Below are 26,072 nucleotides of genomic sequence, written 5' to 3' on the forward strand. Positions count from 1 at the left end.
TTATGCGAGTAACGGTTAACACCAGACGCTTGCAACGACAACTCCGGCATAAGCGGTCACCGGAGTAAGGAGAGTAAGCGTGTCGGATATTGGTCAGGTCACATCCAAGATGGAAAACGCCGTCGTGTCTTTGAATAAGAAGAAAGCAACGCTGCGCAGCAAGATCCTCCTGGACGTCATGGAGTACTGGGAGAGCATGCGCGATGGCGACAGCCTGCCGCGCCGCTCCGATATCGACCCGCGCCGGATCGAAGGCGCGCTTCCTTATGCGTTCATCCTCGAGGAGATCGCCCCGGGTCTCGCGCGCTTCCGCGTGGCGGGCGGGCATCTGAACGACCTGATGGGCATGGAAGTCCGCGGCATGCCGATCAGCGCAATCTTCACCCATACCCAGCGCAACCGCCTGCTGCCGATGATCGAGAAGGTGTTCCGGGCCCCCTCCTCGCTGGAGTTGAGCCTGTCGTCCCGCAAGGCGGGCGAAGAGGCGACCGAGGCCGAGATGCTGATCCTGCCGCTGCTGGATGATGACGGGCGTCCGACCCGCGCTCTGGGCTGCCTCGTGGCCCGTGGCCCGCTCCTGTCGCCACCCTACCGGTTCCAGGTGACCCAGTCGCGGAGCACGCCGCTGCCCCATCCCGAGCCTGTCGAAGAGCTCCAGCGTCCGCAGCTGCGTCCCGAGGACCATGCGCTCGAAGGGTTCCACGAGCCCAGCGAAGGGTACACCCCGGCCCCGGCCGCACCGGCACAATCCGCCCCAGCGGGGCGCGAGCTGCCGTCTTACCTGCGCGTTGTGAAGTAAAAGCGGGCTGTCCGTTCTTGGACATCGCCCGAACCTGACAGATTAGAGCGCCCCGCCCGTCCCGAAGGACCGGCGGGGCGTTTTTCGATCAGGCGGTCCGCTTGGTGGCGTCTGCCGCGCTGCGGTGCTTTTCGATTTCCTCGGCCACGAGGAAGGCCAGCTCCAGCGACTGGCTCGCGTTCAGGCGCGGATCGCAGGCGGTGTGATACCGGCTCGACAGATCCTCATCCGAGACAGCGCGCACGCCACCGGTACATTCGGTCACGTCCTTGCCGGTCATCTCGAAATGCACGCCGCCGGGATAGGTCCCTTCGGCGTTGTGGACCGCGAAGAACTCCTGCACCTCGCGCAGCACGCTCTCGAAGGGCCGCGTCTTGTAGCCCGACGCGCTCTTGATCGTGTTGCCATGCATGGGATCGCAGGACCAGACGACCTTGGCGCCTTCTTCCTCGACCGCCTTGATGAGGCGCGGCAGATGCTCGCCCACGGAGCCCGCACCGAAACGCGCGATCAGCGTGAGACGCCCGGGAATGTTGTCCGGGTTCAGCTTGGAGATCAGCACTTTCAGGTCGTCCGCCGAGATCGACGGGCCGCATTTCAGGCCGATCGGGTTCTGAACGCCACGGCAGAACTCCACATGAGCGCCGTCCGGCTGCCGCGTGCGGTCGCCGATCCAGATCATGTGCCCGGAGCCCGCCAGCGGGTGGCCGGAGGTGGAATCGATCCGGCAAAGCGCCTCTTCATATTCCAGCAGGAGCGCCTCGTGGGAGGTGTAGAAATCCACCGAAGACAGCGTATGCGCCGTATCCTTGTTCACACCTGCGGATTGCATGAAGTCCAGCGCATCGGCGATCCGGTTGGCCATGTCCGCATAGGCGGCGGCCTTCTCGCTTTCGACAAAGCCAAGGGTCCAGCCATGGACGTGATTCACATCCGCATAGCCCCCGTGGGAGAAGGCCCGCACGAGGTTCAGGGACGCCGCCGCCTGGGTGTAGGCCTGCAGCATACGGGCCGGATCGGGGATCCGAGCCTCGGGGGTGAAGGCGATGTCGTTGATGATGTCACCGCGGTAGCTCGGCAGTTCCACATCACCCTGGGTCTCGGTCGGGGCCGAACGCGGCTTGGCGAACTGACCGGCCATGCGGCCGACTTTGACCACGGGCATCTTCGCGCCGAAGGTCAGGACAATCGCCATCTGCAGCATCACCCGGAAGGTGTCGCGGATCTGGTCGGTCTCGAACTCACCGAAGCTTTCGGCGCAATCGCCGCCCTGCATCAGAAACGCACGGCCCTCGGCAACCTCGCCCAGAGCCCGGGTCAGACGGCGCGCCTCGCCCGCAAACACCAGCGGCGGATACTTTGTCAGCTGCGCCTCCACAGCGGCCAGAGCCGCCGGGTCCGTATAATCGGGCATCTGTACCCGAGGTTTCGAGCGCCAGCTCGACTTGTTCCACGTCGATGCCATCCTATTCCTCCACGGATTGCAGATTGAAGTGGCGCTCTCCTTACGCCACTGGTTCGACCTTGCCAATCCGCATTCGCGATCTAGGGCCATGCGATTTTCCGCGCCGCGCAGACCGGGGGGCATTGCGCCCGCGCGTCAAATCTAGTCTCGTGTCGGGAAAATGGGGATGACGACATGACGACCGAGGTGCCGCCGCTCTCGCGCGTGAAAAGCAATCTGGAGCCCGCGGCCCTGCTGCGGCCCAAGCGCTATGTCTTTGTCCTGCTGGAAAACTTCACGATGCTCTGCTTTGCCTCCGCCGTGGAGGCTCTGCGCATTGCCAACCGGATGTCGGGCCAAAGGCTCTATACCTGGAGCCTTGCGGGCGAAGGCGGCGAGGTTGCCTATTGTTCGGCGGGTGTGGGCTTCAAGCTCGACATGGATCTCGAAGAACTGAGCCGCGATGACGTGGTGTTCCTCTGTGGCGGGCTGGATGTAAAAAACGCGTCCACCAAGACATTGTTGAACTGGATCCGGCGTGAGGCCCGGCGCGGTGTGGTGACGGCGGGGCTCTGCACGGCGGGCTATACTTTGGCCAGGGCCGGATTGCTCGATGGCAAGCGGGCGACGATCCACTGGGAAAACCATGACAGCTTCCTTGAGGAGTTTGACGAGATCGAACTGACGAAATCGGTCTTCGTGATGGATGGCAATCGCTACACCACCGCTGGCGGCACGGCCTCGATCGACCTGATGCTCAAGATCATCGCCGACGACCATGGGGAGGACCTGGCCAACGCGGTGGCGGATCAGTTGATCTACACCACCATCCGCACGGATCAGGATACCCAACGCCTCTCGACACCCACGCGGATCGGGGTGCGGCATCCCAAACTCAGCAAGGTCATCCAGATGATGGAGGCCAATATCGAGGAGCCGATCAGCCCTTCGACGCTCGCCGCCGATATCGGGATGAGCACCCGGCAGCTCGAGCGCCTGTTCCGGCGCTATCTCAACCGCTCGCCCAAGCGGTACTACATGGAGCTGCGCCTGCAGAAGGCGCGCAACCTGCTGATGCAGACGGATATGAGCGTGATCAATGTGGCGCTGGCCTGTGGCTTCACCTCCCCGTCCCATTTCTCGAAATGCTACCGGTCGCAGTACAACACCACGCCCTATCGCGAACGCGGCGCCCAATCGGGCCGTTTGTCGGTCTGATCGGTCCCAACGCTGTCCTGACGCCGAACTAACGCCAGCGCTGCCAACCTCCGAGCACCCGCAGACGATCGTGGGTCCTATAGGAGTATTTAACCATGAAAACTTTGCTTGCTGCGCTTTTCGCGCTTTGCATCTCTGGCCCCGCGCTCGCCGCGTCGGTCGATTTCGAAGGCCAACCCACCAGCTTTAACGGGACCACCTTCACGGTGGATGGCTTTACGTTCAACACGACCGCCCCTTCGGAGGTGCGGATCTTTGACGACAATCCCGGCACGCGCACGACCTATGTCCTGTCCTGTCAGCCCGGTGATTGCGGCAACCCGCTGGAGATCGTGTTCCCCAACGCGACGGACATGTTCTCGATGAACATCGTGTCCGATGAAGGGCCGAATTCCTCGCTGGCCCTGACCTTCACCACCGCCTCCGGCATGGTGATGGACAGCTTCAACAGCTTTGACTTCGTCAGCGAGACCAAGGATTTCTACACCATTGCCGGTCTCGATCAGGCCACAAGTGTTCTGTTGACCCCGGTGGGGGAGCCCTCGGGTTTTGGCTATGACGATATCCGCATCGACGAGACGAGCCCGGTGCCGCTGCCGATGCCCGCATTTCTGCTTCTGGGCGGTCTCGGCGCGCTTGGCTTTGCCAAACGGCGCAAGGGCTCGGCCTGAGAGAGACCTGAGACAGGTTTGAGACAAGGGATGTCCGCGCGGTCATGATCCCGCCAGCGTTGTTCCAGCGCTGACCCTGACCGCTCAGGACACCCCGGCAGAGCAGCGAACCGTGGTGGGGCCGCTGCTCTGTTCTTTGTGTCACGGGCAGCCGCGGGATGGGCCCGTCGTCAAACTGCCTGAGACAGCCAGGACGCAGGCACGTGACCCGCAAACCGTGCTTGGCAAAACTGGTATTGCGGCGCCAGATCCCTGCAAAACGCATCATGGGCCGCCGTGGGAAGATCCAGTTTGACGCGCGTTTCGTTCACGCTTTGCGCATCACCGGGGGCTTGAAACGGCAGGTCGAGAAACCCGCTGAGCCGGCGCAAGGCCGGGGCGTCGAACATGTCTTCATAGAAGAGATGCAGCAGGTCTTCCGCGTCGAAAACCGCGTCCAACCCCGCCACGATCTGCGCGTAATCCGCGCGCGCCCGAACCGCCGGGTGACCGGCAAGACGGGACCAGTCGCGCAAGGCGTCATTCTCGGCGCTCAACTGTTGCAGATGGCGGAGCTGCGACCAGAGCCGGGTCACCGGATCCCGCATGAGAAAGAGGATTTTCACCCGGAGCCCCCGCGCCGCGCAGAAGGCCTTCAGATAGGCGAACCCGGCCTGCCCGATCGTCGAATAGCCCGGCGTGATATCGCAGATCACCCGGGTCTGATCGGTCGCAAGCCGCGCGAAATGGTCGAAGTAAGCCTGAGGGTCGTAAATCATCTGAACCCGGTCGAGGCTCGCCTGCAGAAGCGGGTCGTCGCGCAGGGCCTCGGGCGTGGTCGCCGCGGCCTGCATGTGGAACGCGAGCCGTTTCATGGCCAGGCGGTCCGGATCGCCAAGCGCGTGCTCGGGAAATTTCGCGTCGAAGAAATGCACTTCCTTCAAGGGAGAGACCGCCACATCCGCGCGCCCATCGAGATAGCGGTGCAGCCAGCTTGTCCCGGTCTTGGCCGCCCCGATGCAAACCAGCAGGGTTTTGCCATCCAGCCTGTCAGTGCCGTATTTGGTCATCGTGAAGCCTTCCTCAAAAAAGCGTTCAGCCGACCGGCCCCTTGGCAGAGGCGCGATCGACCGAAGCTACGTTTTGTAAGCGAGGTTTGCGTGCTTTGGTCCACGCAGGGACTGGCTAGAGCATGAACTCGAACCCGTCGCCGAAATCCGGCGGCACATTCCCGTCCCAATCCACGTCGCGACCGGTATCGACCGGTGTCTTGGCGCGGCTCTCGGACAGCGAAAACTCTGTCTCGAGATAGCGGGCGATGGCGTCATTGATCATGTCGCCCTCATCCCCTCTTTCACCGTTACTCTTGATAAACTTAAACGAAAAGCCGCTATCTTCAGGCATGGTCTACTCCTCAATTGCCCTAAAAACAGGGCGTTACTGATACAACACGGCGCTGCGGAGCTTTGGGATCGAGCCGCGTCGTCGTGTGAGGAACTGTCTAGATTGGAAATATTTCTGGCGGATGTCCCGGATTGTATCAGTTTTGTCGATACGGAAACGCTTGGTATCGGCGAGGCCCGCGGCGCTATTGCGCCGGTGTCATGCGATAGAGCGCACCGTTCCCGACACTGAGAAACCAGATCGCCCCATCGGGGCCTTCGCGCACATCGCGCAGGCGCGCGGTGCTGTCGCCCTCAATCTCTTCCTCGGCAAAACTGCCCGCCTCCAGCCGGGAGAGGTAGCCGAATTTCAGGCTGCCGACGAAGAAGTCTCCGCGCCATTCGGGCCAGAGCGCCCCGGAATAGATCATCATGCCCGAGGGCGCGATGGAGGGGTCCCAGAAATGGGCCGGTTGCTCCATCCCGGGTTTGGAGTTGCCCTCTCCGATCCGCAGGCCAGAATAGTGGCGCCCGTAGGAGATTACCGGCCAGCCATAGTTCGCGCCTCGGCGGATCGGGTTGATTTCATCTCCGCCCCGCGCGCCATGTTCAACGACCCAGAGATTGCCTTCCAGGTCGAGGGTCGCGCCCTGGGGGTTGCGATGGCCATAGGACCAGATTTCCGGCTGGGCGCCGGCTGTGTCGATGAACGGATTGCGCGAGGGCACGCCGCCCGTGCGGCCAATGCGGATCACACTGCCATTCTGGGTGCCCAGATCCTGCGCGCTGTCATCATCGCCGCGATCGCCGATCGTGACATAGAGAAAGCCATCCCGGCCCTCCACGACGCGGGAGCCGAAATGCCGCCCGCCGCGATCCCCGGGCTCAGTCTCGAAAATCGTCGTGGTGTCGTCCAGACGGGCGCCATCCTGGGACAGGGTCGCCACCGCGACGGCGGTTCCCGCGCCGGAGCCTTGGGGCCGGGCGTAGGTCAGCACGATCTGCCGCGTCTGGGCAAAGTTCCGGGGGATCAGCACATCCAGCAGACCGCCCTGCCCGCCCCGCGCGACCCGTGGCAGACCGCTGACCGATTGGCGCTGCCCATCCGGATCGACATGCCAGAGCCGCCCGCCGCGTTCGGTGATCAACACCCCGCCTTCGGGCAGGAAGCCAAAGGCCCAGGGCTCGTCGAGATCTGGCACGATCCGCGTGACCTCCACCTGTCCGGCGGATGTCGTCAGGCGTTCGCCCTCCGTGGCCAGAGCCATCGGCGCGCCAACCATCAGGGCGAGGGAGATCAGGGCGGGTCGGATCATGGGACGTCTCCGGTTGCGACACTCCTTTCTCAGATAGGCGTGTCGCGCTCCGGGCCAACAGCTGCGCCGCAGACTGTGACCCGGCCTCGGGGGCAATCGATAAAAAACCCGGGTTTTGTTGCAGGCGACCCTAGGGAAAGCCGCGTTCCACCTCTTTTCAATCGGAATGGGCCGAATTAGCCTCAGCTCAGGACATCAAGATCCAACACGGGAGAGATATATGAAAAAGCTGCTACTCGCATCCGTCGCGACAGCTGCCATGGCCAGCACCGCCTTCGCGGCCGGCCATTCCAACGAGATCAAGCTCGGCATCTCCGTCGGCTTTACCGGCCCGCTGGAATCGCTGGCGCCGCCCATGGCCATGGGTGCCGAGATGGCGATGGCCGAAGTCACCGAAAGCGGCATGCTGCTGGATGGGGCCAAGGTGACCCCGGTGCGCGGCGATAGTACCTGCATCGACGCCGGTGCCGCGACCGCCACGGCGGAGCGTTTGATCACCGCCGAGGGCGTGAAGGGCATCATGGGGGCCATGTGCTCGGGCGCGACGGGCGCGATCCTGTCCAATGTGGCCATGCCGAACGGGGTCGTGATGATCTCGCCCTCCGCCACGTCGCCGGCTTTGTCGACGGTCGAAGACAATGGCCTCTTCTTCCGCACCGCGCCGTCCGATGCCCGTCAGGGTGTGGTGATGACCGAGGTGATCATGGACCGGGGCTTCAAGGAAGTCGCGGTGACCTACACCAATAACGACTATGGCAAGGGTCTCGCCGACAGCTTTGCGGCTGCCTTTGAGGCCGCGGGTGGAACCGTGACGCTGAACGCCTCCCACGAGGATGGCAAGGCGGATTACTCGGCCGAAGTCGGCGCGCTGGCCTCTGCCGGGGGCGAGATCCTCGTCGTTGCGGGCTATGTGGATCAGGGCGGCTCGGGCATTATCCAGGCAGCGCTCGACACTGGCGCCTTTGACACCTTCGTGCTGCCCGATGGCATGGTCTCCGTCGCGCTGGAAGAAAACTTCGGCAGCGATATCGACGGCTCCTTCGGTCAGAACCCGGGCACCGACAGCTCCGGCGCGCAGGTCTATGCCGAGATGGTTGGCGATGCCTTCGATCCGACCTCGCCTTTCTCGGCCGAGAGCTATGATGCCGCCGCGCTGATCATGCTGGCCATGCAGGCCGCAGGTTCTGCCGAGCCGGGCGACTACAAAGATCACGTCATGGCCGTGGCCAATGCGCCGGGCGAACCGATCCTGCCGGGGGAACTTGGCAAAGCGCTGGAGATCCTCAAGAGCGGCGGCGAGATCGATTATATCGGCGCCTCAGCCGTTGAGCTGATCGGCGGCGGCGAATCCGCGGGCAATTACCGCGAGATGGAAATGAAGGACGGCTTGGTCACCACGGTGCGCTTCCGCTAACCTTTCCAGATGCAAAGCAAACAGCCCGGGTCCGCCCCGGGCTGTTTGGCATGAGGCATATATGATCAAGGTTGAAAACCTGCATCGGCATTTCGGCGGTTTCCGTGCGGTCGATGGCGCGACGCTCGAGATTGCCGAGCGCTCGATCACCGGGCTTGTTGGCCCCAACGGCGCCGGAAAGACCACGCTTTTCAATGTGATTGCCGGCAATCTTAAACCGACCTCCGGCACGGTGACCATGCAAGGCGAGGACATTACAGGCCTGCCACCTCATGAGCTCTTTCACAAAGGCCTGCTGCGCACCTTCCAGATCGCCCATGAGTTCGGATCCATGTCCGTGCGCGAGAACCTGATGATGGTACCCGGCGCGCAATCGGGCGAGACCATGTGGAACGCCTGGTTCAACCGCCGCCGGATCGCGCAGGAAGAGGCGGCTTTGCTGAAGCAGGCCGATGAGGTGCTCGAGTTCCTGACGATCGATCATCTGAAGAACGAGAAGGCCGGAAACCTCTCGGGCGGGCAGAAGAAGCTGCTGGAGCTGGGGCGCACCATGATGGTGGATGCCAAGATCGTCTTTCTGGATGAGGTCGGCGCCGGGGTGAACCGCACCCTGCTTGGGACCATCGCGGATGCTATCCTGCGGCTCAACAAAGAGCGCGGCTATACCTTTTGCGTCATCGAGCATGACATGGACTTCATTGGAAAACTTTGCGACCCGGTGATCGTGATGGCCGAAGGCAAGAAACTGGCCCAGGGCACGATCGACGAGATCAAATCGAATGAGCAGGTGATCGAGGCTTATCTCGGCACCGGGCTCAAGAACAAGGCGAGCGCCTGAACCCCATGAGAGGGTGGGATTTGAGTATTTGTGGAACAATGAAGCCCAAGGCGCGGAATGGAGGGCGGCCATGAGCGGCAATCCCTATCAGGATGCGCGTGGCAACAAGGATGCCTCCATCGCCAATCCTCGGCCCGGTGGAACAATGTCTGCGGGGAAATCGACCTCTCCGGGCGGGGTCGCGCAGGCCGGGGAGCCGTTCCTGATCGGGGACGCCATGACCGGCGGCTATGGCAGCGGGGCGGATATCCTCCATGCCTGCACGCTCTCGGTGGACAAGGGCGAGATCGCGGTGATTGTCGGGCCCAATGGCGCGGGCAAGTCCACCGCGATGAAGGCTGTTTTCGGGATGCTGAACATCCACACGGGTGCGGTGCGGTTGGATGGGGAAGACATCACGCGGCTCACCCCGCAGGCCCGTGTGGCCAAGGGAATGGCCTTCGTGCCCCAGACCCACAACATTTTCACCTCCATGAGCGTGGAGGAAAACCTCGAGATGGGGGCTTTCCTGCGCCGGGACGACATTTCGCAAACGATTGCGCAGGTTTACGAGCTCTTCCCGATCCTCGGGGACAAGCGGCGGCAACCGGCTGGCGAGCTCTCGGGCGGCCAGCGCCAGCAGGTCGCCGTGGGGCGCGCTCTGATGACACAGCCGCAGGTCCTGATGCTGGATGAGCCCACCGCCGGGGTCAGCCCCATCGTGATGGATGAACTGTTTGACCGGATCATCGAGGTTGCGCGCACGGGGATATCGATCCTCATGGTGGAGCAGAACGCCCGCCAAGCCCTTGAAATCGCGGATAAAGGCTATGTGCTCGTCCAAGGACGCAACCGCTACACCGATACCGGGCAGGCGCTTCTGGCCGATCCGGATGTCCGCAAGTCGTTCCTGGGAGGCTGAAGGATGCGCGCGTTTCTAGTTTTGATCCTTACCCTTACCCTGGCAACGCCGCTTTCGGCGCAGACACTATGCCGTTTCGAGACGGAGTGCTTTGAGGGGGAGGCTTGCGCGCCCTCGAGCTTCGAGATGCGGCTCAGCCTGCCTGAGACACAAGCGACGGTGACCTCTCGGCTTGTTGCAGAAACCGATGCGGGCAGCTTCCCGGGCTATGCCCTGCGCGGCGGGCCGGAACGGCGGCAGTTCTTCTTCGACGCGGAAAGCGCCGGGTACATGCTGACCCTGAACGGCGCGGAGGCGCGGCTTGCAGTGCATATCGACGAAGGCCCCCTGATGGTGAACTATATCGGCACCTGCGAGGCGGAGTGATGGATTTTCTCAACGCGCTCGTCGCCTTCCTGAACTTTGTCGTGGTCCCGGCCACGGCCTATGGCAGTCAGCTGGCCCTTGGCGCCCTTGGCGTGACGCTGATCTATGGGATCCTGCGGTTTTCGAACTTCGCCCATGGGGACACGATGGCTTTTGGCGCCATGGTCACGATCCTGTTCACCTGGGCGTTTCAGGCCATGGGGATCAGCCTCGGCCCCTTGCCCACAGCGCTCCTCGCCCTGCCCTTCGGGATCGCGGTCACGGGGCTGTTGCTGGTGGGGACCGACCGGCTGGTCTACCGCTTCTACCGCCAACAAAAGGCCGTGCCGGTGATCTTCGTCATCGCCTCCCTCGGGGTGATGTTCATCATGAACGCGCTGGTGCGCTTTATCATTGGCCCGGATGATCAACGCTTCAGCGATGGCGCGCGGTTCATCATCTCGGCGCGGGATTTCCGTGAGATGACGGGGCTGCGCGAAGGCCTCGCGATCAAGACGACCCAGGGCCTGACCGTGGTCACGGCGGTGATCGTGGTGGCGCTGCTCTTCTGGTTCCTGAACCGCACGCGGACGGGCAAATCCATGCGCGCCTTTTCGGACAATGAGGATCTGGCGCTGCTCTCGGGCATCAATCCTGAGCGGGTGGTCATGGTGACCTGGCTGATCGTGGCCGCCCTCGCGACCGTGGCAGGTGTGCTCTACGGCCTCGACAAGTCCTTCAAACCCTTCACCTATTTCCAGCTCCTCCTGCCGATTTTCGCTGCCGCCATCGTCGGAGGGTTGGGCAATCCGCTCGGCGCGATTGCCGGGGGCTTCGTGATCGCCTTTTCCGAGGTGACAATCACCTACGCCTTCAAGAAGGTGCTGGGATACCTCCTCCCGGAGGCGCTGGAGCCAGACGGGCTCGTCCAGCTCCTGAGCACGGATTACAAATTCGCCGTCAGCTTCGCCATTCTCATCATCGTGCTGCTCTTCCGGCCCACGGGCCTCTTCAAAGGGAAATCCGTATGACGATCAATCTGCGCAATCTGGGGCTCTTTGGCCTTGTCGCCCTGCTGATCGTCGGGACCGGGGTCCTGCAAAGCTGGAACGTCGCCCTCACCATCCTCAATTACGGGCTGATCTCGGCGGTCATGGCGCTCGGCGTGAACATGCAATGGGGCTATGCAGGGCTCTTCAATGTGGGGATCATGGGCTTTGCGGCCCTTGGCGGGCTCGCCGTGGTCCTCGTCTCCATGCCTCCCGTGGGTGAGGCCTGGTCCGCGGGCGGGCTGCGCCTGATCCTTGCGCTGGCCTGGGCCCTCATCGTGCTCGCCGCGGCGATCCTGACCTATCAACGCATGGCGGCAAGCCGGGCCCGGACGCTTGCCATGATGGCGATCCTGATCGGTGGCTTCTTCTCCTTCCGCGCCCTCTTTGATCCGGCCGTCGCAGCCGTCGAGGCGGTGAACCCTGCGGGTACCGGCTATCTCGGCGGGTTGGGCCTGCCCGTTCTGCTGGCCTGGCCCATTGGCGGCGCGCTCGCCGCGGGGGCCGCCTGGGTCGTGGGCAAAACCGCCCTCGGCCTGCGCTCAGATTACCTCGCCATCGCAACCCTCGGGATCGCCGAGATCGTGATCGCGGTGATGAAGAACGAGGACTGGCTGAGCCGGGGCGTGAAGAACGTCGTCTCGATCCCCCGCCCGGTCCCCTATGAGATCGACCTGCAGAACGACCCGGGCTTTGTCGAGAGGATGACCGGCTGGGGCTTTGACCCGGTCGTCGCCTCCTCCATCGCGGTCAAGCTCGCCTATGCGGGGCTCTTTGCTTGCGTGCTCCTGCTCCTGCTCTTCCTGCTTGAGGCCGCGCTGAAATCCCCCTGGGGCCGGATGATGCGCGCGATCCGCGACAACGAGACCGCTGCAGAGGCCATGGGCAAGGATGTCAAACGCCGCCATCTGCAGATCTTCGTCATGGGCTCGGCCATTTGCGGCATCGCAGGCGCAATGCTGGTGACGATGGAGAGCCAGCTCATCCCCTCCTCCTACCAGCCTTTGCGCTTTACCTTCCTGATCTGGGTGATGGTGATCGTCGGCGGGTCGGGCAACAATTGGGGGGCGATCCTGGGCGGCTTCCTGATCTGGTTCCTCTGGATTCAGGTGGAGCCCATGGGCCAACAACTCATGCTCTGGATCACAGCCGGCATGGCCGAAGGCTCCGCGCTCAAGGACCACCTCCTCGACAGCGCCGCCCATATGCGCCTCTTCACCATGGGGCTCGTTCTGCTGCTCGTCCTGCGGTTCAGCCCGCGCGGCCTCATCCCCGAAAAGTAAGGCGCCACACGGCGCCTCTCTTAAGTCTGGAAATATCCCGGGAGGTTTGGAGGGCTGGCCCTCCAATCCCTCAGGCGCAGGCCGCGCTTTCGGCTTCCCGCATGGCCGCGACAGTGGCGTCCAGCGCCAAAAGGATCGAGGCATGGCGGTTCTTGTAGTCCTTGGCCGGGATCAGAACCTCGAACCCGTCAAAAGGCGCCGCTGGCACGGGCCCATCTTCCTTCAGCATGGCTTTGAGCGCGTCCCGCGCGCCTTCCAGCTCTGGCAGGCTCCGCCCGATCACTGCTCCGCCCAGAACCGAGGCCGCCGCCTGACCCAGGGCACAGGCCTTCACATCCTGCCCGAAAGCCGCCACACGGCCATCCGCCACTTGCACATCCACGGTCACGGTGGACCCGCAAAGCGGCGAGCGCTTCTTGGCGGAGGCATCCGGATTGCTCAGCCGTTCCGTATGGGGAATGGCGGCGGCCAGTCCCAGGATGCGCTGGGAATAGAGTTTGATCAGGTCCGTATCAGACATGGTATTTCCTCCGGGTCCCGTCGTAGATAGACCGCAAATCGGCTCTGTTAAGGAGGAGCATATGAAATTCGATCCCGCAAGCCTGCGCTATAACGACAAAGGTCTGATACCCGCCATCGCCCAGGACGCGACAAGCGGCGAAGTTCTCATGATGGCCTGGATGAATGCCGAGGCCGTGGCCAAAACGCTGGAGACCGGCCGCGTCACCTATTGGTCCCGCTCGCGCCAGTCCTTCTGGATCAAGGGCGAGACCTCGGGCCATATCCAAACCCTGCGCGATTTCCGCGTGGATTGCGACCGCGACTGCCTGTTGGTCATGGTCGATCAGGTCGGGGCTGCCTGTCACACGAACCGGCGGAGCTGCTTTTACACGGCGGTTGAGGACGGGGTCGAGGTCGAGAAGATGGCGCCGATGGCGTGAGCCTGCCGCGCGTCAGAGCGCGACCGTCAGGGCCTTGAGCGCGCCGAGCGGATCCTCGGCGCCCCAAATCTCTTCCCCGATGGCAAAGAAATCCGTCACAGGGGCCAGAGCCTCCACAACCTCCGGGGTCAAGCCGCCCTCGGCCACCACGGGCAATTCGATCATCTGCGACCACCAGGCAAAAAGATCCGCCTCAGCCACCTCGCCCGCCCCGGTCAGTCCCGCCGCCACGGGGCCAAAGGCGATGTAATCCGCCCCCGCCTCGCCCGCGCTCATCCCGTCATGTTGGGAGGCGCAGCACCAGGCGCCAACCACGGCCTCGGCCCCTATTTCCTTGCGGACCTTGCGGACCGAGCGTGCCCCGTCGCTCAGATGCACCCCATCGAGCCCCAATCGCTCCACCATCAGGAAATGACTGTCGATCACGAGCGGCACATCCCGGGCATGGGCCACCTCGCGGCAGGCATCGGCTGCGCGCGCGATCCGGTCCTCATCCCGCGTCGCCAGCGAGAGGCGCAGGCAGGCAATCTCGACCGCGTCCAAAAGCGCCGCCAATCGGCCCGGAAAGCTCGAAAGCTCCACCTCTGGCGGGGTGATGAGATAAAGCTGCGGCTGCTCGGGGGCGTCGGCCATGACAGGCTCCTGTTCTTGTCGCCCCCGTATAGACCCAGCCGCGGGAAATGACCAATACCTGTCAGCACTTGCCCCCCGGCACGGCCAGCCCTATCACGCGGGCCATGAGCACCGCACCCACACAACCCGCCTTTGTCCTCGTGCGCCCGCAAATGGGCGAGAATATCGGGGGGGCTGCGCGCGCGATGTGGAATTTCGGGCTCGACCGGATGCGCGTCGTCGCCCCGCGCGACGGCTGGCCCAGTGAGAAGGCCGTGGCCATGGCGAGCGGTGCGGGGCGGCTCCTGGATGAGGCCGGGCTTTATGACAGCACGGCAGAGGCGCTCCGGGATGTGGACTATGTCTTTGCCACCACGGCCCGGTCCCGGGATCTGACCAAGCCCGTGGTCACGCCGGAGCACGCGATGACCCAGGCCCGCGCCCTGATTGCCAGTGGTCAGCGGGTGGCGGTGATGTTCGGGCCGGAGCGTGCCGGGCTTGAGAATGACGATATCGCCCTCGCCAATGCCATTGTCTCGGTGCCCGTCAACCCGGCCTTTCCGTCGCTCAACCTCGCCCAATGCGTGCTGCTAACGGCCTATGAGTGGGAACGTCAGGTCACCGAGACGCCCCCCGAAGTGCTGGAATTCGCGGGCACGCGCTTTGCCAATGGGCAGGAAGTCGAGAAGCTCGGCGACCATTTCGAGGAACGGCTCGAAGAGGCCGGGTTCTTCTTCCCGCCCCACAAGGCCGCCCATATGAAGCTCAACCTGCGCAACATGCTGTCGCGCCTGCCGCTGACCCTTGTGGATGTGCAGACCTTCCACGGGATGCTGCGGCAACTCGCGCGCTGGAAGGACAAGTCGGGCGGGTCATCTTGAAGCCCGCAAACCCCGCGCATACTCTCCGCAGCAGCTACGAGAAAGGCGACGCATGAGTAAGAAACGCAGCATTTTCGAAGAGGTCGGCACCGATGCTCAGGCGGCCCCGGCTCCGGTCTCGCCCGGGGTGATCGACCGCGCGGCCCGGACCGGTGCGCGCGGGGCGGTGCGTGTCTGGCTGATGCTGCTCTTTGCGCTGGTCGTGATCATGATCGCTGTGGGCGGGCTGACCCGCCTGACCGACAGTGGCCTGTCGATCACCGAATGGGCCCCGCTCAGCGGTGCGATCCCGCCGCTCAACGCCGAGGACTGGGCGCGGGAGTTCGAACGCTACCGCGCGATCCCGGAATACCAGTTGCAAAACAAGGGTATGAGCCTGACCGAATTCCAGTTCATCTATTGGTGGGAATGGGGTCATCGGCAATTGGGCCGGGTGATTGGCCTTGTCTGGGCGCTCGGGTTCTTCGGCTTTCTCGTCTTTCGCCAGATCCCGCCGGGCTGGACTGGGCGCCTTTTTGGCCTCGGCATCCTCGGTGGTCTGCAGGGCGCGATCGGCTGGTGGATGGTCTCCAGCGGTCTGACCGGCACCATGCTCGACGTGGCCTCCTACCGGTTGGCGACCCATCTCGGCCTCGCGTTCCTGATCCTCGGGATGATCGCCTGGTACGTCATGGCGCTGGGGCGACCTGAGCGGGACCTTCTGCAGGCGCGTCGCTCGGGTGAGGCTGGGTTGGTGACCGGGGCAAGCTGGGTGCTGGGCCTCGCCGCGATCCAGATCCTGCTCGGCGCGCTCGTGGCCGGGATCGATGCCGGGCGCAGCTATACCGATTGGCCGCTCATGGCCGGAGGGTTTCTGCCCATCGATATGTGGGAGTTCACGCCCGGTTGGCGCAACTTCTTCGAAAGCCCGGGGCTCGTGCAATTCAACCACCGGATGGTGGGCTATCTGCTTCTGCTCGTGGGGCTCTTTGTCTGGTGGCGGTCGCGGCGCAGCGCCCATCCCACCACGCGCAACGCCTTTGACTGGGTGGCCGTGATCCTCTTTGGTCAGATGACCCTCGGCATCGTCACCGTACTGAACGCGGCGCCCTGGACCTGGGCCATCGCCCACCAGTTCGGCGCCGTCGTCACGATCTGCCTCATCCTGCGCGCGCGGTTCCGGGCACGCTATCCCATTGCCACATCCATCCGGGGGAGCACCGCATGACCGCCCTGACCGAGCTGATGGCGTTCCAGCGCGACACCGAAGCCCTGAGCGAGGTCGCAGGTCGCCTCGGCTGGGATCAGGAAACGGTGATGCCCCGAGGTGCCGCCGAGCAGCGCAGCGCCGAGATGGCCGCGATGGAGGGGGTGCTCCATGCCCGCCGCACCGATCCGCGCATTGGGGCGTGGTTGGAAGCGGCCAAGCCCGAGACCGACGTGGACGCGGCCAATCTGCGCGAGATCTCCCGCAGCTATGCGCGCAACACCAAGGTGCCCGCGCGGCTCGCAGCCGAGCTGGCGCGTGTGACGTCCCTGGCCCAAGGCAAATGGGCCGCGGCGCGCGCCGCTGATGACGTGGCTGCCTTCCTGCCCGTTCTGCGCGAGGTCGTGGATCTGCGCCGGGAGGAAGCTGCAGCCCTCGCCACCGATGGCGCGCTCTATGACGCACTGCTGGAAGATTACGAGCCCGGCGCGACCGAGGACGGGATCGCAGCACTGTTCGACAGGATGCGCCCGCGTCTCGTGTCCTTGCGCGACCGGGTGCTGGGCACGGATCACGCCCCTGCCCCGCTGCAGGGAAGCTTTGCGGAGGACGGCCAGCTGGCGCTGTCGAAATCCCTCGCGCTGGCCTTTGGGTATGACCTCGATATCGGGCGCATCGATCTGGCGGTGCATCCCTTCAGCTCGGGCTCGGGCCGCGATGTGCGGATCACAACGCGCGTGGCCGAGACCGATCCGTTCAACTGTTTCTATTCGACGATCCACGAGGTCGGCCATGCCACCTATGAGCAGGGGGTAGATGCGGCCCATCTGCTGACGCCGATCGGGCGCGGCGCCTCCATGGGGGTGCATGAGAGCCAAAGCCGGATCTATGAGAACCAGCTGGGCCGCGGTCGTGCCTTCACAGGTTGGCTGTTCGATCAGATGACGGAGCGCTTTGGCGATCTCGGGATCGGCGATGCGGAGGCCTTCTATGGCGCGGTCAACCGCGTCACCCCCGGCTATATCCGCACCGAAGCGGATGAGGTGCAATACAACCTCCATGTCATGCTGCGCTTTGATCTGGAGCGGGAGCTGATCTCAGGTCGACTGGATGTGGCGGATCTGGAGGAAGCCTGGAACACGCGGTTTGAGGCCGATTTCGGCGTGGCCGTGGACAAGCCGTCCAATGGTGTCCTGCAGGATGTGCATTGGTCCGTGGGCCTCTTTGGCTACTTCCCGACATATTCGCTGGGCAATCTCTATGCGGGCTGCCTGTTCGACGCGATGAAGCGGGATCTGCCCGACTGGGAGGCCGGCTTGGCGGCGGGCGATGCCACGGCATGCACCGCTTGGTTGCGCGACGCGCTGCAGCAGCATGGCGCCCTGCGCATGCCGGCCGAGACCATCGAGGCGGCCTGCGGCCACGCGCCGAGCGAGGCGCCGCTTCTCGACTATCTCGACGCGAAATTCGCCGAGATCTACCGGCTCTAAGAAAAAAGCCGCCGCACTCTGGGGAGAGGCGGCGGCCAGGCAGCGGATCAAGAGTGTTGGTGCGAGACAGGCAATCTCGGATCCAGCAACGCAGGCAGGCGGCACGGGATCAGGGCGTCGGGTGGGGGCCCGAACGCCGGGGAACCAAACACGGCGGACCGCAGGCAGATCAGAACAGAACGGGCACGTGCAGGAGGGTGGCAAAGACGACCGTGATCGCCAGAGCGCCAGTGGCATCCTGAGCCAGAGACACCGGTGCGCGGGTAATGATTGTCTTAATCTCTGCGAGCATCTTTGCCTCCATATGTTCCGTTGTTGACCTTTTGTTCTCATTTCCCGCCCTCAAAGTAAAGAACTTTTTAAGAACAGGTGTGAACAAAATGAGTCGGAGACGTCTAACCCACGGAAATTAAACGGATCGCTTCGTCCTGTCCGGTCAGCCAAAGCAGCATGCGCAGAGCCTCGCCGCGTGGGGTCTGCAGCTTGGGGTCCTGGACCAGAAAGGCGCGCGCATCGCTTTGCGCCATGGCCATCAGACCCGCCTGCCGCTCCGGATCCGCAATGCGAAACCGTGGCAGGCCGGATTGGGCGGTCCCGATCAGATCGCCTGCTCCGCGCATCTCAAGGTCAGCCTCCGAGATCCGGAACCCGTCCTCGGTCTCCCGCATCAGTTTGAGGCGCCGCTCCGCCGTCTCGCCCAAGGGCGGCGCATAAAGCAGCAGGCAGGTGGAGGCCGCGCTCCCTCGCCCCACCCGGCCCCGCAACTGGTGGAGCTGCGCGAGGCCGAAATGCTCCGCCCCCTCGATCACCATGATGGAAGCATTGGGCACATCCACGCCCACTTCGATGACGGTCGTCGCCACGAGCAATCGGGTCTCACCCGCCACGAAGCGCGCCATGGCAGCATCCTTTTCGGCCACGGGCATCTGGCCATGGACCAACCCGACCTGTTCCTCGCCGAAGCGCGCGCGCAAGCGTTTGAACCGCTCCTCCGCCGCTGTGAGCGACAGGGTCTCGCTTTCCTCCACCAGCGGGCAAACCCAATAGGCCTGCCGCCCGTCCTCCATGGCGCGGCCCAGATGATCGACCAACTCATCCAGCCGCGCCGCCGAGGCCAGCGCCGTCTTGACCGGCGTGCGCCCGGGCGGTTTTTCGTCAAGGATCGAGACATCCATATCGCCATAGGTCACCAGCGCCAGGGAGCGCGGGATCGGTGTGGCCGTCATCACCAACACGTTCACCGCGGCCCCTTTGGCCCCGAGCCGCATGCGCTCACGCACGCCAAACCGGTGCTGCTCGTCGATCACGGCAAGACCCAGATCGTGGAAGGCGACATCGTCCTGGAACACAGCATGGGTGCCGACGAGGATGTGGATATCCCCGGCCTCGAGCGCTGCAAGCTTCGCGGCCCGGTCCTTGCCCTTGTCCCGTCCGGTCAGCACATCGACCACCACTCCGGCTGCCTCGGCCAAAGGGCGCAGGGCGCTGAGATGCTGGCGCGCGAGGATCTCGGTCGGGGCCATCATCACCGCCTGCGCGCCCGCCTCCACCGCCAGAAGCATCGCGACCAGCGCCACAAGGGTTTTTCCTGCGCCCACATCGCCTTGCAGGAGGCGGTTCATCCGGTGCGGCCCGGCCAGATCCTCGGTGATCTCGGCGATCACGCGCTGCTGCGCGCCGGTGGGCGTATAGGGCAGTGCGTCCAGAACCGGGCGCACGCGACGTCCGGTGCCCTCCAACACGCGCCCGGGTTTGCGGCGTCGATGGGCGCGCGCCAGGGCCAGCGTGGTCTGATGCGCGAGCAGTTCGTCATAGGCCAGCCGCCGCCGGGCCGGGGTCTCTGCGGTCAGGTCCCGCATGCTCTGGGGCGTGTGCGCCGTGGCGAGCGCCTCTGCAAAGCTCGGCCAACTCTCCTGCGAGACCAGCGCGGGATCGGCCCATTCCGCAACCTCGGGCACCCTCTCAAGCGCGCCCGTTACCGCCTTTTGCATGGTCTTCTGGGTGATCCCCGCGGTCAGGGGGTAGACCGGCTCGAAACCGCCCAGCGTATCGGCCTCCTCGGGCGTAAGGACGTGATCGGGATGGGGCATTTGCGCCTGCCCGTCATAGAGCTCGACCCGCCCTGAAATGATCCGGACTTCGCCCACGGGGAGCAAGGACTGCAGAAACGCAGCCCGCGCGTGGAAGTAAACCAGCGTGATCGTCGTGGCCGTATCCTGCACCTCAACCCGGTAAGGGCGCCCGTGCCCGGTGGGCGGCAGGTGCCGCAGGACCGTGACGGGCACCGTCATCACGCTGGGAAATGGCCCTTCCTGAACCGTCTCGACAGGGCGACGTTCGATCCCCGTATGGGGCAAGGTGAAGACGAGGTCGCGGGGGCGCGCCACATCCATCTGCGCGAAGGTCTGGGCGGTTTTCTTGCCGACCCCGGGCAGTGTCTCCAGCTCCGCAAAGAGCGGGAAAAGCGCGTCGGGCCTGCCGCTCACGCGAGCCCCGCCAAAGCGCGCCAGGCCGTCTCGTCAATCACCTCGACCCCCAGATCCGCCGCTTTGGTGGCCTTGGATCCAGCCCCCGGCCCCGCGATCAGCAGATCGGTCTTCTTGGAGACAGAGCCAGCAACCTTCGCGCCAAGCGCCTCGGCAGTGACCTTGGCTTCAGCCCGGGACATGGTTTCGAGCGTACCGGTGAAGACCAGCGTCTTGCCGGCAACGGGAGAATCCTGCACGTCCCGAGGCGCGGCAGGGGCTGGAGATACTTCCGCCAGCAACCGGTCAATCGAGGCGCGCTCCGCCTCCTGGGTCAGGGTCGTGACAAGGGCGCGCGCCATCACCTCCCCCACCCCATCGATGTTCAAGAGATCCGCCCAGGCCTCGCTGTCTTCGTCCTGTGCCGCATCGGCGGCGGCCAGAACGGCCTCCATCGTGCCATAGTGGTTGGCCAGAAGCCCCGAAGCGCTCTCGCCGATATGGCGGATCCCGAGGCCGAAGAGCACCTTGGCCAGAGGCGCGGTCCGCGCCACATCAATCGCGTTGAACAGGTTCTCGGCGCTCTTCGCGCCCCAGCCTTCGCGGTTTTTGAGCTGCTGCAGCCCCTCGCCAAATCGCGCGCGGAGGGTGAAAATCTCGGCCGGTTCGCGGATCCAGCCATCAAGGTAGAACTGTTCCACTTGCTTGGCGCCGAGGCCTTCGATGTCCAGCGCGCCGCGTGACACGAAGTGTTTCAGTTTTTCAACTGCTTGGGCCGGGCAGATCAAGCCGCCGCTGCAACGCCGGACCGCGTCTCCAGGCTCGCGCGGCGCATCCGATCCGCAATCGGGACAAGTGGTGGGAAACGCGAAGGGAACTGCGTCTTCGGGGCGCCGCTTAAGATCCACATCCTTGATCTTCGGGATGACATCGCCCGCGCGATAGACCTGAACCCAGTCGCCAACACGGATATCGACGCCGCCGCGGATGTCGGCACCTGTATTGTCACGCCCTGCGATGTAGTCCTCGTTATGAAGGGTCGCGTTTGAGACGACGACCCCGCCCACGGTCACCGGCGTCAACCGGGCCACGGGGCTCAGGGCGCCCGTGCGGCCCACCTGGATGTCGATCCCGTCGAGGCGCGTCCAGGCCAGTTCCGCCGGAAATTTATGGGCGATCGCCCAGCGGGGTGTTGTCGAGCGAAACCCCAGACGGCCTTGCAACGCGAGGTCGTCCACCTTGTAGACAACGCCGTCGATGTCATAGCCGAGCGTGGCGCGGCGCGCTTCGATCCCGGCGTAGTGGGCAAGCATCTCCGCCGGTCCGAGACAGCGCTTGGTCAAGGGATTGGTGCTGAACCCGAGGGTTTCGAACCGCGCGATGGCATCGCTTTGAGTGTCAGCCAAAGGCGCGGAGGTCTCGCCCCAAGCATAAGCGAAGAAGCGCAGCGGCCGCGCCCGGGTAATCTCGGCGTCGAGTTGCCGGAGCGAGCCCGCCGCCGCATTGCGCGGATTGGCAAAACGCTTGGCACCAGCCGCCTCTTGGCGTTCGTTGAGATCCTCAAAATCCGCATGGCTCATATAGACCTCGCCGCGCACTTCGAGAATGTCCGGCGCGCCCGAAATCTCTTCGGGGATATCGTCAATCGTGCGGGCATTGGCGGTGACATTCTCGCCGGTGCTGCCATCACCCCGGGTCGCGGCCTGAACCAGATGACCTTTTTCATACCGGAGCGAGAGGGAAAGCCCATCAATCTTCGGCTCAGCCGTATAGGCCAAGGGCGCATCCTCGGCCAAGTCCAGAAACCGCCGGACGCGCTGATCAAATTCGGTGATGTCATCGTCCGAAAACCCGTTGGAGAGCGACAGCATTCGGACCGCATGCTGAACCTTGGAGAAGGTCTCGGACACCGGGGCGCCGATTTGGTCGCTGGGGCTGTCGGACCGTTTGAGCGCGGGGAAGCGGGCCTCGATTTCGGAATTACGACGCTTGAGCGCGTCGTAATCGGCATCGGAAATCTCGGGCGCATCGTCCTGGTGATAGGCCTTGTTCGCGGCGGCCAGCGTCTCGGCGAGGCGCGCCAGTTCCGCGCGCGCTTCCTCTTCGCTCAGCTCCGCAATCTGAGGTGACGCTTGCGCCATCTCTTCCCCCTCTCGTCCGCTCACTTGGAGAAAAGGAATAGCAGGGCCGTGTCCGAGGTCCAGACGGGTTTGCCGCAAAGCGTGCCCTGCACAGAAAAGACCGCGCCACGGATACCCGAGACGCGGTCCAGATCACGACGACGCGGAGTGATGGACTTCAGCCAGTGGCCAGTTGCGGTGTCGGTGCCTCGACCGGATCCGGGTCGCGCAGAACATAGCCGCGGCCCCAAACGGTCTCGATATGGTTTTCGCCGCCTGTTGCCTGGCTGAGCTTCTTGCGCAGCTTGCAGATGAAGACGTCGATGATTTTCAGTTCCGGCTCATCCATCCCGCCGTAGAGATGGTTGAGGAACATTTCTTTTGTCAGCGTGGTGCCCTTGCGCAGGGAAAGCAGCTCGAGGATCTGGTACTCCTTGCCGGTCAAATGCACCTGCATCCCCTCGACCTCAACCGTTTTGGCATCGAGATTGACGAGGATATCGCCGGTCTTGATCACGGACTGCGAGTGCCCCTTGGAGCGGCGGATGATCGCGTGGATCCGCGCAACCAATTCTTCCCGGTGGAACGGCTTGGTCAGATAGTCATCCGCCCCAAAGCCGAAGCCCTTGATCTTGCTTTCCGTATCATCGGCACCCGACAGGATCAGGATCGGCGTTTCGATCCGCGCAAGGCGGATCTGACGCAGCACCTCATGCCCGGTCATATCCGGCAGACCGAGGTCAAGCAGGATGAGATCATAGTCATACAGCTTGGCCAGATCGATGCCTTCTTCGCCCATCGCCGTGCAGTACACGTTCAGATTGGCGTGGGTCAGCATCAATTCGATACTTTTCGCCGTGGTCGGGTCGTCTTCGATGATTAGGATGCGCATTTGCCATTTCTCCGCTTCGGCTCGCATTGGTTAACGCACACTGTGGAGGTAAATGGTTAACTGCGAGTTACCGATAACGGGAACTTAAGCAAAACAACCTAAGGTTGTCTATACTCTTGTAACTTTGTCGCTTTGAGCCCTTTTAAACCGAAGCTTTCGATTGCGGAGATCCAAGAGCCGAACTCTTCCTCCGACAACCCATACAACTTACAGGCTTCTTCCTGCGAGATCAGTCCGGACATCACACCCTTGACGACCGCCGCTTTTCGGCTCGCCACCCAACGCCGGGTTTCCCGATCCGGCAGATCCGACCGCGTCATGATACTGCCATCCGGCAGGGTCACGGAGGCAGGACCCTTGTCTTTTCTCATATACATCGTACCAAAATCCCTCTTGTCCCTCAGACAAGGTCAATTTCGGCCAGCAGCGTTAAGCGAGGGTGAAGCGGGCTCTTGAGAGTATTCAGCATTTAACTATATTCCGAGCATTCCTCAGGAGATCCCCCATGACAGCCTCCCCTGTCTCTGCCGCGGTCGATACTGCGACCGGCCTCAACTCGCTCGGATTTGCCAAGCCGCCCGCCGAAACCCGGGTGGTCGTGGCGATGTCCGGAGGCGTGGACAGCTCCGTTGTGGCCGCCGAGCTCGCTCAGGAGGGCTATGATGTGGTCGGCGTGACTTTGCAGCTCTATGACCACGGGGCTGCGCTGGCCAAAAAAGGGGCCTGCTGCGCCGGGCGAGACATCCACGACGCGCGCCGGGTGGCCGAGGAGATGGGCTTTCCCCATTACGTGCTCGACTATGAGAACACCTTCCGGGAAGCCGTCATAGATGAGTTCGCAGACAGCTACCTGGCGGGGGCCACGCCGGTGCCCTGCATCCGTTGCAATGAGCGGGTGAAGTTCCGCGACCTTCTGGAGACCGCCAAGGATCTCGACGCAGACTGCATGGCCACAGGCCATTATATTCAAAGGAAAATGGGCACGCAGAAGGCCGAGCTGCACAGTGCGGCGGATGCCAATCGCGACCAGTCCTATTTCCTGTTCTCCACCACGCAGGAGCAGCTTGACTACTTGCGCTTCCCGCTCGGGCATTTGACCTCCAAGGCCGAAACCCGCGCCCTTGCGGCCCGGCACGGGCTGAGCGTGGCCGACAAGCCGGACAGCCAGGACATCTGTTTCGTGCCCAATGGCAACTACGCCGCAGTGATCGAAAAGCTGCGTCCAGGCGCAGGCGAGCCCGGGGAGATCGTGGATATGGAAGGCCGCGTGCGCGGGCAGCATAACGGCGTGATCCACTACACGATCGGCCAGCGTCGCGGTCTCGGGATCGGCGGGTTGGAGACACCGCTCTATGTGGTCAAGCTCGACCCGGATTTGCGCCGCGTGGTCGTCGGCCCGAAGGAAGCGCTGAGCACGCGCACCGTGCCCCTGCGGGAGATCAACTGGCTGGGCGATGCGCCCCTCATGAGCCGGTCGGAATGGCCGCTTGCGGTCAAGGTCCGCTCCACCCGCCCCCCGCGGGAGGCGATCCTACGCCCGATCTCCGAGACTGAGGCAACCGTCGAGCTGCTGACGCCCGAGGAAGGCGTCTCGCCGGGACAGGCTTGCGTGTTCTACGACCCGGAGGGCACGCGGGTTCTGGGCGGTGGCTGGATCTGGCGCGGCGCTTGAGGCGGTTCGGCACTAGCGGACTAGCGGGCAACAGCCTCGAGAACGGCCCGGGCGGCACGCAGGCCCGGGGCCTCACCGCCACGCCCCAACCGCGACATTGTGTCCAACATGGCCGCCACCTGAGCAGCGCGCGCTTCAGTCCCATCCATGAGCCCAAGCAACGCCGCAGAGATCGCATCGGGCGTACAGTCCTTACCGAGGCATTCGGGAATCGTTCTCGTTTCGCTCACCAGATTGACCAGCGTCACCGTATCGATTCGCAGCATCCGCCCGATCAGAAAGCGCGACAGCCAGTTCATGTCATAGGCGATCACCATGGGCGTGGCGGCCGCAGCAAGCTCCAGCGAAACCGTCCCCGAGGCAGCGAGCGCAACATCTGCGGCCCGAAAGGCTGCGCGTTTCTCGACCGGATCTGCGCCAGTTGTGAGGATCGGATCGCCGGGCCAGTCGCGCAGGGCCTCTTCAACCATGTCCCGGACAGGTGTGGCCGGCACAACCAGCACCCGCGCGTCCGGATGGGTCTCCAGAACCGGTCGGAGCCCCGCGCCGAACCGCTCCGCCAATCGAGAGACCTCTCCCCGTCGCGAGCCGGGCAGCGCGAGGATCAGGGGCGTCTCCGGCGCCACCCCATGGGCGGCGCGAAAGGCGGCAGCCTCCCCCGCGCTGGCTTCGGGCTCGGCCACGACCGGGTGCCCCACGAAATGCGCCTTCATGCCCGCGCGGGTCATATGGGGCGGCTCGAAGGGCAGCAGGCAGAGCACCTCATCCACCACCTTGGCCATCTTATCCGCCCGCCCAGGCCGCCAGGCCCAGACGGAGGGGGCCACGTAATGCACGATCTTCTGCGCCCGCGCCGCTTTGACGATCTTGGCCACGCGCAGGCAGAAATCCGGGCTGTCGATGGTGACGAGCACATCTGGTGCGGTGTCGATCACCGACTGCGCGGTTTCCGCGATCCGGCGCTTGAGGGCACGGTATTTCGGCAGGACCTCGGCAATGCCCATGACACTCAGCTCGTCCATGGGAAAGAGGCTGGTAAGCCCTTCGGCCTCCATCAGAGGTCCGCCCACGCCAGAGAACCGCACATCCGACGCGAGAGTTTTCAGACCGGCCATCAAGGCCGCACCCAGCTTGTCGCCCGAAGGCTCCCCGGCGATGAGGAAAACGTGCAAGC

26 protein-coding genes are annotated in these 26,072 nt (G+C 63.9%); 14 read left to right on the plus strand and 12 right to left on the minus strand.

Annotation, left to right across the window (positions count from 1 at the left end; all coding sequences use genetic code 11):
- Positions 1–79 precede the first annotated feature (79 nt).
- Positions 80–799: a PAS domain-containing protein gene (locus tag ACP153_RS06250; RefSeq protein ID WP_424970123.1), complete on the plus strand. Its 720-nt coding sequence runs from the start codon at positions 80–82 to the stop codon at positions 797–799.
- Positions 800–887: 88 nt separating this feature from the next.
- Here ACP153_RS06250 and ACP153_RS06255 read toward each other — a convergent pair whose 3' ends face one another.
- Positions 888–2,264, minus strand: coding sequence for a class II 3-deoxy-7-phosphoheptulonate synthase (locus ACP153_RS06255; RefSeq protein ID WP_424970124.1), 1,377 nt, complete (start codon positions 2,262–2,264; stop codon positions 888–890).
- A 279-nt stretch (positions 2,265–2,543) separates the two neighbouring features.
- Here ACP153_RS06255 and ACP153_RS06260 point away from each other — a divergent pair, with 279 nt between their 5' ends.
- Positions 2,544–3,461 carry a GlxA family transcriptional regulator gene (locus ACP153_RS06260; RefSeq protein ID WP_424970758.1) on the plus strand — a complete coding sequence of 306 codons (918 nt, stop codon included), beginning with the start codon at positions 2,544–2,546 and terminating at the stop codon, positions 3,459–3,461.
- Between the two features lie 95 nt (positions 3,462–3,556).
- Positions 3,557–4,132, plus strand: a complete 576-nt coding sequence (locus ACP153_RS06265) for a hypothetical protein (protein ID WP_424970125.1) — start codon at positions 3,557–3,559, stop codon at positions 4,130–4,132.
- A gap of 170 nt (positions 4,133–4,302) precedes the next feature.
- Here ACP153_RS06265 and ACP153_RS06270 read toward each other — a convergent pair whose 3' ends face one another.
- The 3 genes from ACP153_RS06270 to ACP153_RS06280 form a co-directional block, all read right to left on the minus strand.
- Positions 4,303–5,181, minus strand: coding sequence for a sulfotransferase (locus tag ACP153_RS06270; RefSeq protein ID WP_424970126.1), 879 nt, complete (start codon positions 5,179–5,181; stop codon positions 4,303–4,305).
- Between the two features lie 115 nt (positions 5,182–5,296).
- Positions 5,297–5,446 carry a hypothetical protein gene (locus ACP153_RS06275; RefSeq protein ID WP_424970127.1) on the minus strand — a complete coding sequence of 50 codons (150 nt, stop codon included), beginning with the start codon at positions 5,444–5,446 and terminating at the stop codon, positions 5,297–5,299.
- 253 nt (positions 5,447–5,699) lie between these two features.
- Positions 5,700–6,809, minus strand: coding sequence for a PQQ-dependent sugar dehydrogenase (locus tag ACP153_RS06280; RefSeq protein WP_424970128.1), 1,110 nt, complete (start codon positions 6,807–6,809; stop codon positions 5,700–5,702).
- Between the two features lie 220 nt (positions 6,810–7,029).
- Between ACP153_RS06280 and ACP153_RS06285 the strand changes: the two genes are divergently transcribed.
- The 6 genes from ACP153_RS06285 to ACP153_RS06310 all read left to right on the plus strand — a co-directional run bounded on the left by ACP153_RS06285 (position 7,030) and on the right by ACP153_RS06310 (position 12,639).
- On the plus strand, positions 7,030–8,223 hold the full coding sequence (locus ACP153_RS06285; RefSeq protein ID WP_424970129.1) for an ABC transporter substrate-binding protein: 1,194 nt from the start codon (positions 7,030–7,032) through the stop codon (positions 8,221–8,223).
- Positions 8,224–8,284: 61 nt separating this feature from the next.
- On the plus strand, positions 8,285–9,061 hold the full coding sequence (locus ACP153_RS06290) for an ABC transporter ATP-binding protein (RefSeq protein ID WP_424970130.1): 777 nt from the start codon (positions 8,285–8,287) through the stop codon (positions 9,059–9,061).
- Positions 9,062–9,131: 70 nt separating this feature from the next.
- A complete protein-coding gene (locus ACP153_RS06295) occupies positions 9,132–9,962 on the plus strand; it encodes an ABC transporter ATP-binding protein (protein ID WP_424970131.1) in 831 nt (276 codons plus the stop codon).
- 3 nt (positions 9,963–9,965) lie between these two features.
- Complete coding sequence (locus ACP153_RS06300; protein WP_424970132.1) at positions 9,966–10,328, plus strand: hypothetical protein; 363 nt, start codon at positions 9,966–9,968, stop codon at positions 10,326–10,328.
- Entirely contained in the window at positions 10,328–11,338 is a 1,011-nt protein-coding gene (locus tag ACP153_RS06305; protein ID WP_424970133.1) for a branched-chain amino acid ABC transporter permease, read from the plus strand. Before ACP153_RS06300 ends, ACP153_RS06305 begins: the two co-directional genes overlap by 1 nt.
- Positions 11,335–12,639: a branched-chain amino acid ABC transporter permease gene (locus ACP153_RS06310; protein WP_424970134.1), complete on the plus strand. Its 1,305-nt coding sequence runs from the start codon at positions 11,335–11,337 to the stop codon at positions 12,637–12,639. Before ACP153_RS06305 ends, ACP153_RS06310 begins: the two co-directional genes overlap by 4 nt.
- A 70-nt stretch (positions 12,640–12,709) precedes the next feature.
- Here ACP153_RS06310 and ACP153_RS06315 read toward each other — a convergent pair whose 3' ends face one another.
- Positions 12,710–13,159, minus strand: a complete 450-nt coding sequence (locus ACP153_RS06315) for an iron-sulfur cluster assembly scaffold protein (RefSeq protein WP_424970135.1) — start codon at positions 13,157–13,159, stop codon at positions 12,710–12,712.
- Positions 13,160–13,220: 61 nt separating this feature from the next.
- Here ACP153_RS06315 and hisI point away from each other — a divergent pair, with 61 nt between their 5' ends.
- Positions 13,221–13,580 (plus strand): phosphoribosyl-AMP cyclohydrolase, encoded by a 360-nt coding sequence (gene hisI, locus ACP153_RS06320; RefSeq protein ID WP_424970136.1) that lies wholly within the window; start codon positions 13,221–13,223, stop codon positions 13,578–13,580.
- Between the two features lie 12 nt (positions 13,581–13,592).
- Here hisI and ACP153_RS06325 read toward each other — a convergent pair whose 3' ends face one another.
- Positions 13,593–14,213 carry a thiamine phosphate synthase gene (locus ACP153_RS06325; RefSeq protein WP_424970137.1) on the minus strand — a complete coding sequence of 207 codons (621 nt, stop codon included), beginning with the start codon at positions 14,211–14,213 and terminating at the stop codon, positions 13,593–13,595.
- A gap of 104 nt (positions 14,214–14,317) precedes the next feature.
- Here ACP153_RS06325 and ACP153_RS06330 point away from each other — a divergent pair, with 104 nt between their 5' ends.
- From ACP153_RS06330 to ACP153_RS06340, 3 genes are read left to right on the plus strand one after another with little or no spacing between them, the layout of a single operon-like run.
- Positions 14,318–15,073 carry an RNA methyltransferase gene (locus ACP153_RS06330; RefSeq protein ID WP_424970138.1) on the plus strand — a complete coding sequence of 252 codons (756 nt, stop codon included), beginning with the start codon at positions 14,318–14,320 and terminating at the stop codon, positions 15,071–15,073.
- 52 nt (positions 15,074–15,125) lie between these two features.
- Complete coding sequence (gene ctaA, locus ACP153_RS06335; RefSeq protein WP_424970139.1) at positions 15,126–16,280, plus strand: heme A synthase; 1,155 nt, start codon at positions 15,126–15,128, stop codon at positions 16,278–16,280.
- The gene (locus ACP153_RS06340; RefSeq protein WP_424970140.1) at positions 16,277–17,749 is read left to right on the plus strand and encodes a carboxypeptidase M32; all 1,473 of its coding nucleotides are present in this window, start codon (positions 16,277–16,279) and stop codon (positions 17,747–17,749) included. The genes ctaA and ACP153_RS06340 overlap by 4 nt, the downstream gene beginning before the upstream one ends.
- A gap of 169 nt (positions 17,750–17,918) precedes the next feature.
- On the opposite strand, the gene ACP153_RS06345 is transcribed toward ACP153_RS06340, so the two are convergent.
- From ACP153_RS06345 to ACP153_RS06365, 5 genes are all read right to left on the minus strand, one after another.
- Positions 17,919–18,041 carry a hypothetical protein gene (locus ACP153_RS06345; RefSeq protein WP_424967381.1) on the minus strand — a complete coding sequence of 41 codons (123 nt, stop codon included), beginning with the start codon at positions 18,039–18,041 and terminating at the stop codon, positions 17,919–17,921.
- Between the two features lie 103 nt (positions 18,042–18,144).
- The gene (gene recG / locus ACP153_RS06350; protein WP_424970141.1) at positions 18,145–20,235 is read right to left on the minus strand and encodes an ATP-dependent DNA helicase RecG; all 2,091 of its coding nucleotides are present in this window, start codon (positions 20,233–20,235) and stop codon (positions 18,145–18,147) included.
- A complete protein-coding gene (gene ligA / locus ACP153_RS06355; RefSeq protein WP_424970142.1) occupies positions 20,232–22,355 on the minus strand; it encodes an NAD-dependent DNA ligase LigA in 2,124 nt (707 codons plus the stop codon). Before ligA ends, recG begins: the two co-directional genes overlap by 4 nt.
- 157 nt (positions 22,356–22,512) lie before the next feature.
- Positions 22,513–23,226 carry a response regulator transcription factor CtrA gene (gene ctrA / locus ACP153_RS06360; RefSeq protein WP_424970143.1) on the minus strand — a complete coding sequence of 238 codons (714 nt, stop codon included), beginning with the start codon at positions 23,224–23,226 and terminating at the stop codon, positions 22,513–22,515.
- A gap of 98 nt (positions 23,227–23,324) precedes the next feature.
- On the minus strand, positions 23,325–23,603 hold the full coding sequence (locus ACP153_RS06365; RefSeq protein WP_424970144.1) for a DUF1153 domain-containing protein: 279 nt from the start codon (positions 23,601–23,603) through the stop codon (positions 23,325–23,327).
- A 128-nt stretch (positions 23,604–23,731) separates the two neighbouring features.
- Between ACP153_RS06365 and mnmA the strand changes: the two genes are divergently transcribed.
- Complete coding sequence (gene mnmA / locus ACP153_RS06370) at positions 23,732–24,898, plus strand: tRNA 2-thiouridine(34) synthase MnmA (protein WP_424970145.1); 1,167 nt, start codon at positions 23,732–23,734, stop codon at positions 24,896–24,898.
- 20 nt (positions 24,899–24,918) lie between these two features.
- Here the strand turns inward: mnmA and lpxB are convergent, their stop codons facing one another.
- On the minus strand, positions 24,919–26,070 hold the full coding sequence (lpxB, locus tag ACP153_RS06375; protein ID WP_424970759.1) for a lipid-A-disaccharide synthase: 1,152 nt from the start codon (positions 26,068–26,070) through the stop codon (positions 24,919–24,921).
- Positions 26,071–26,072 lie beyond the last annotated feature (2 nt).

The sequence above is a fragment of the Dinoroseobacter sp. S76 genome (genome assembly GCF_049801095.1).
Taxonomy (GTDB): Bacteria; Pseudomonadota; Alphaproteobacteria; order Rhodobacterales; family Rhodobacteraceae; genus Dinoroseobacter.

Bases quoted from the DNA above. Each gene is read 5' to 3' on its own strand.
- hisI (WP_424970136.1), top strand. From the start codon at position 13,221: ATGAAATTCGATCCCGCAAGCCTGCGCTATAACGACAAAGGTCTGATA.
- ctrA (WP_424970143.1), bottom strand. From the start codon at position 23,226: ATGCGCATCCTAATCATCGAAGACGACCCGACCACGGCGAAAAGTATC.
- ACP153_RS06300 (WP_424970132.1), top strand. From the start codon at position 9,966: ATGCGCGCGTTTCTAGTTTTGATCCTTACCCTTACCCTGGCAACGCCG.
- ACP153_RS06260 (WP_424970758.1), top strand. From the start codon at position 2,544: ATGCTCTGCTTTGCCTCCGCCGTGGAGGCTCTGCGCATTGCCAACCGG.
- ACP153_RS06330 (WP_424970138.1), top strand. From the start codon at position 14,318: ATGAGCACCGCACCCACACAACCCGCCTTTGTCCTCGTGCGCCCGCAA.
- ACP153_RS06290 (WP_424970130.1), top strand. From the start codon at position 8,285: ATGATCAAGGTTGAAAACCTGCATCGGCATTTCGGCGGTTTCCGTGCG.
- ACP153_RS06270 (WP_424970126.1), bottom strand. From the start codon at position 5,181: ATGACCAAATACGGCACTGACAGGCTGGATGGCAAAACCCTGCTGGTT.
- ACP153_RS06340 (WP_424970140.1), top strand. From the start codon at position 16,277: ATGACCGCCCTGACCGAGCTGATGGCGTTCCAGCGCGACACCGAAGCC.
- ligA (WP_424970142.1), bottom strand. From the start codon at position 22,355: ATGGCGCAAGCGTCACCTCAGATTGCGGAGCTGAGCGAAGAGGAAGCG.
- ACP153_RS06275 (WP_424970127.1), bottom strand. From the start codon at position 5,446: ATGATCAATGACGCCATCGCCCGCTATCTCGAGACAGAGTTTTCGCTG.
- ACP153_RS06325 (WP_424970137.1), bottom strand. From the start codon at position 14,213: ATGGCCGACGCCCCCGAGCAGCCGCAGCTTTATCTCATCACCCCGCCA.
- ACP153_RS06285 (WP_424970129.1), top strand. From the start codon at position 7,030: ATGAAAAAGCTGCTACTCGCATCCGTCGCGACAGCTGCCATGGCCAGC.
- ACP153_RS06295 (WP_424970131.1), top strand. From the start codon at position 9,132: ATGAGCGGCAATCCCTATCAGGATGCGCGTGGCAACAAGGATGCCTCC.
- ACP153_RS06255 (WP_424970124.1), bottom strand. From the start codon at position 2,264: ATGGCATCGACGTGGAACAAGTCGAGCTGGCGCTCGAAACCTCGGGTA.
- mnmA (WP_424970145.1), top strand. From the start codon at position 23,732: ATGACAGCCTCCCCTGTCTCTGCCGCGGTCGATACTGCGACCGGCCTC.
- ACP153_RS06280 (WP_424970128.1), bottom strand. From the start codon at position 6,809: ATGATCCGACCCGCCCTGATCTCCCTCGCCCTGATGGTTGGCGCGCCG.
- ACP153_RS06265 (WP_424970125.1), top strand. From the start codon at position 3,557: ATGAAAACTTTGCTTGCTGCGCTTTTCGCGCTTTGCATCTCTGGCCCC.
- ACP153_RS06315 (WP_424970135.1), bottom strand. From the start codon at position 13,159: ATGTCTGATACGGACCTGATCAAACTCTATTCCCAGCGCATCCTGGGA.
- ACP153_RS06345 (WP_424967381.1), bottom strand. From the start codon at position 18,041: ATGCTCGCAGAGATTAAGACAATCATTACCCGCGCACCGGTGTCTCTG.
- ACP153_RS06305 (WP_424970133.1), top strand. From the start codon at position 10,328: ATGGATTTTCTCAACGCGCTCGTCGCCTTCCTGAACTTTGTCGTGGTC.
- ACP153_RS06310 (WP_424970134.1), top strand. From the start codon at position 11,335: ATGACGATCAATCTGCGCAATCTGGGGCTCTTTGGCCTTGTCGCCCTG.
- ACP153_RS06365 (WP_424970144.1), bottom strand. From the start codon at position 23,603: ATGTATATGAGAAAAGACAAGGGTCCTGCCTCCGTGACCCTGCCGGAT.
- ctaA (WP_424970139.1), top strand. From the start codon at position 15,126: ATGAGTAAGAAACGCAGCATTTTCGAAGAGGTCGGCACCGATGCTCAG.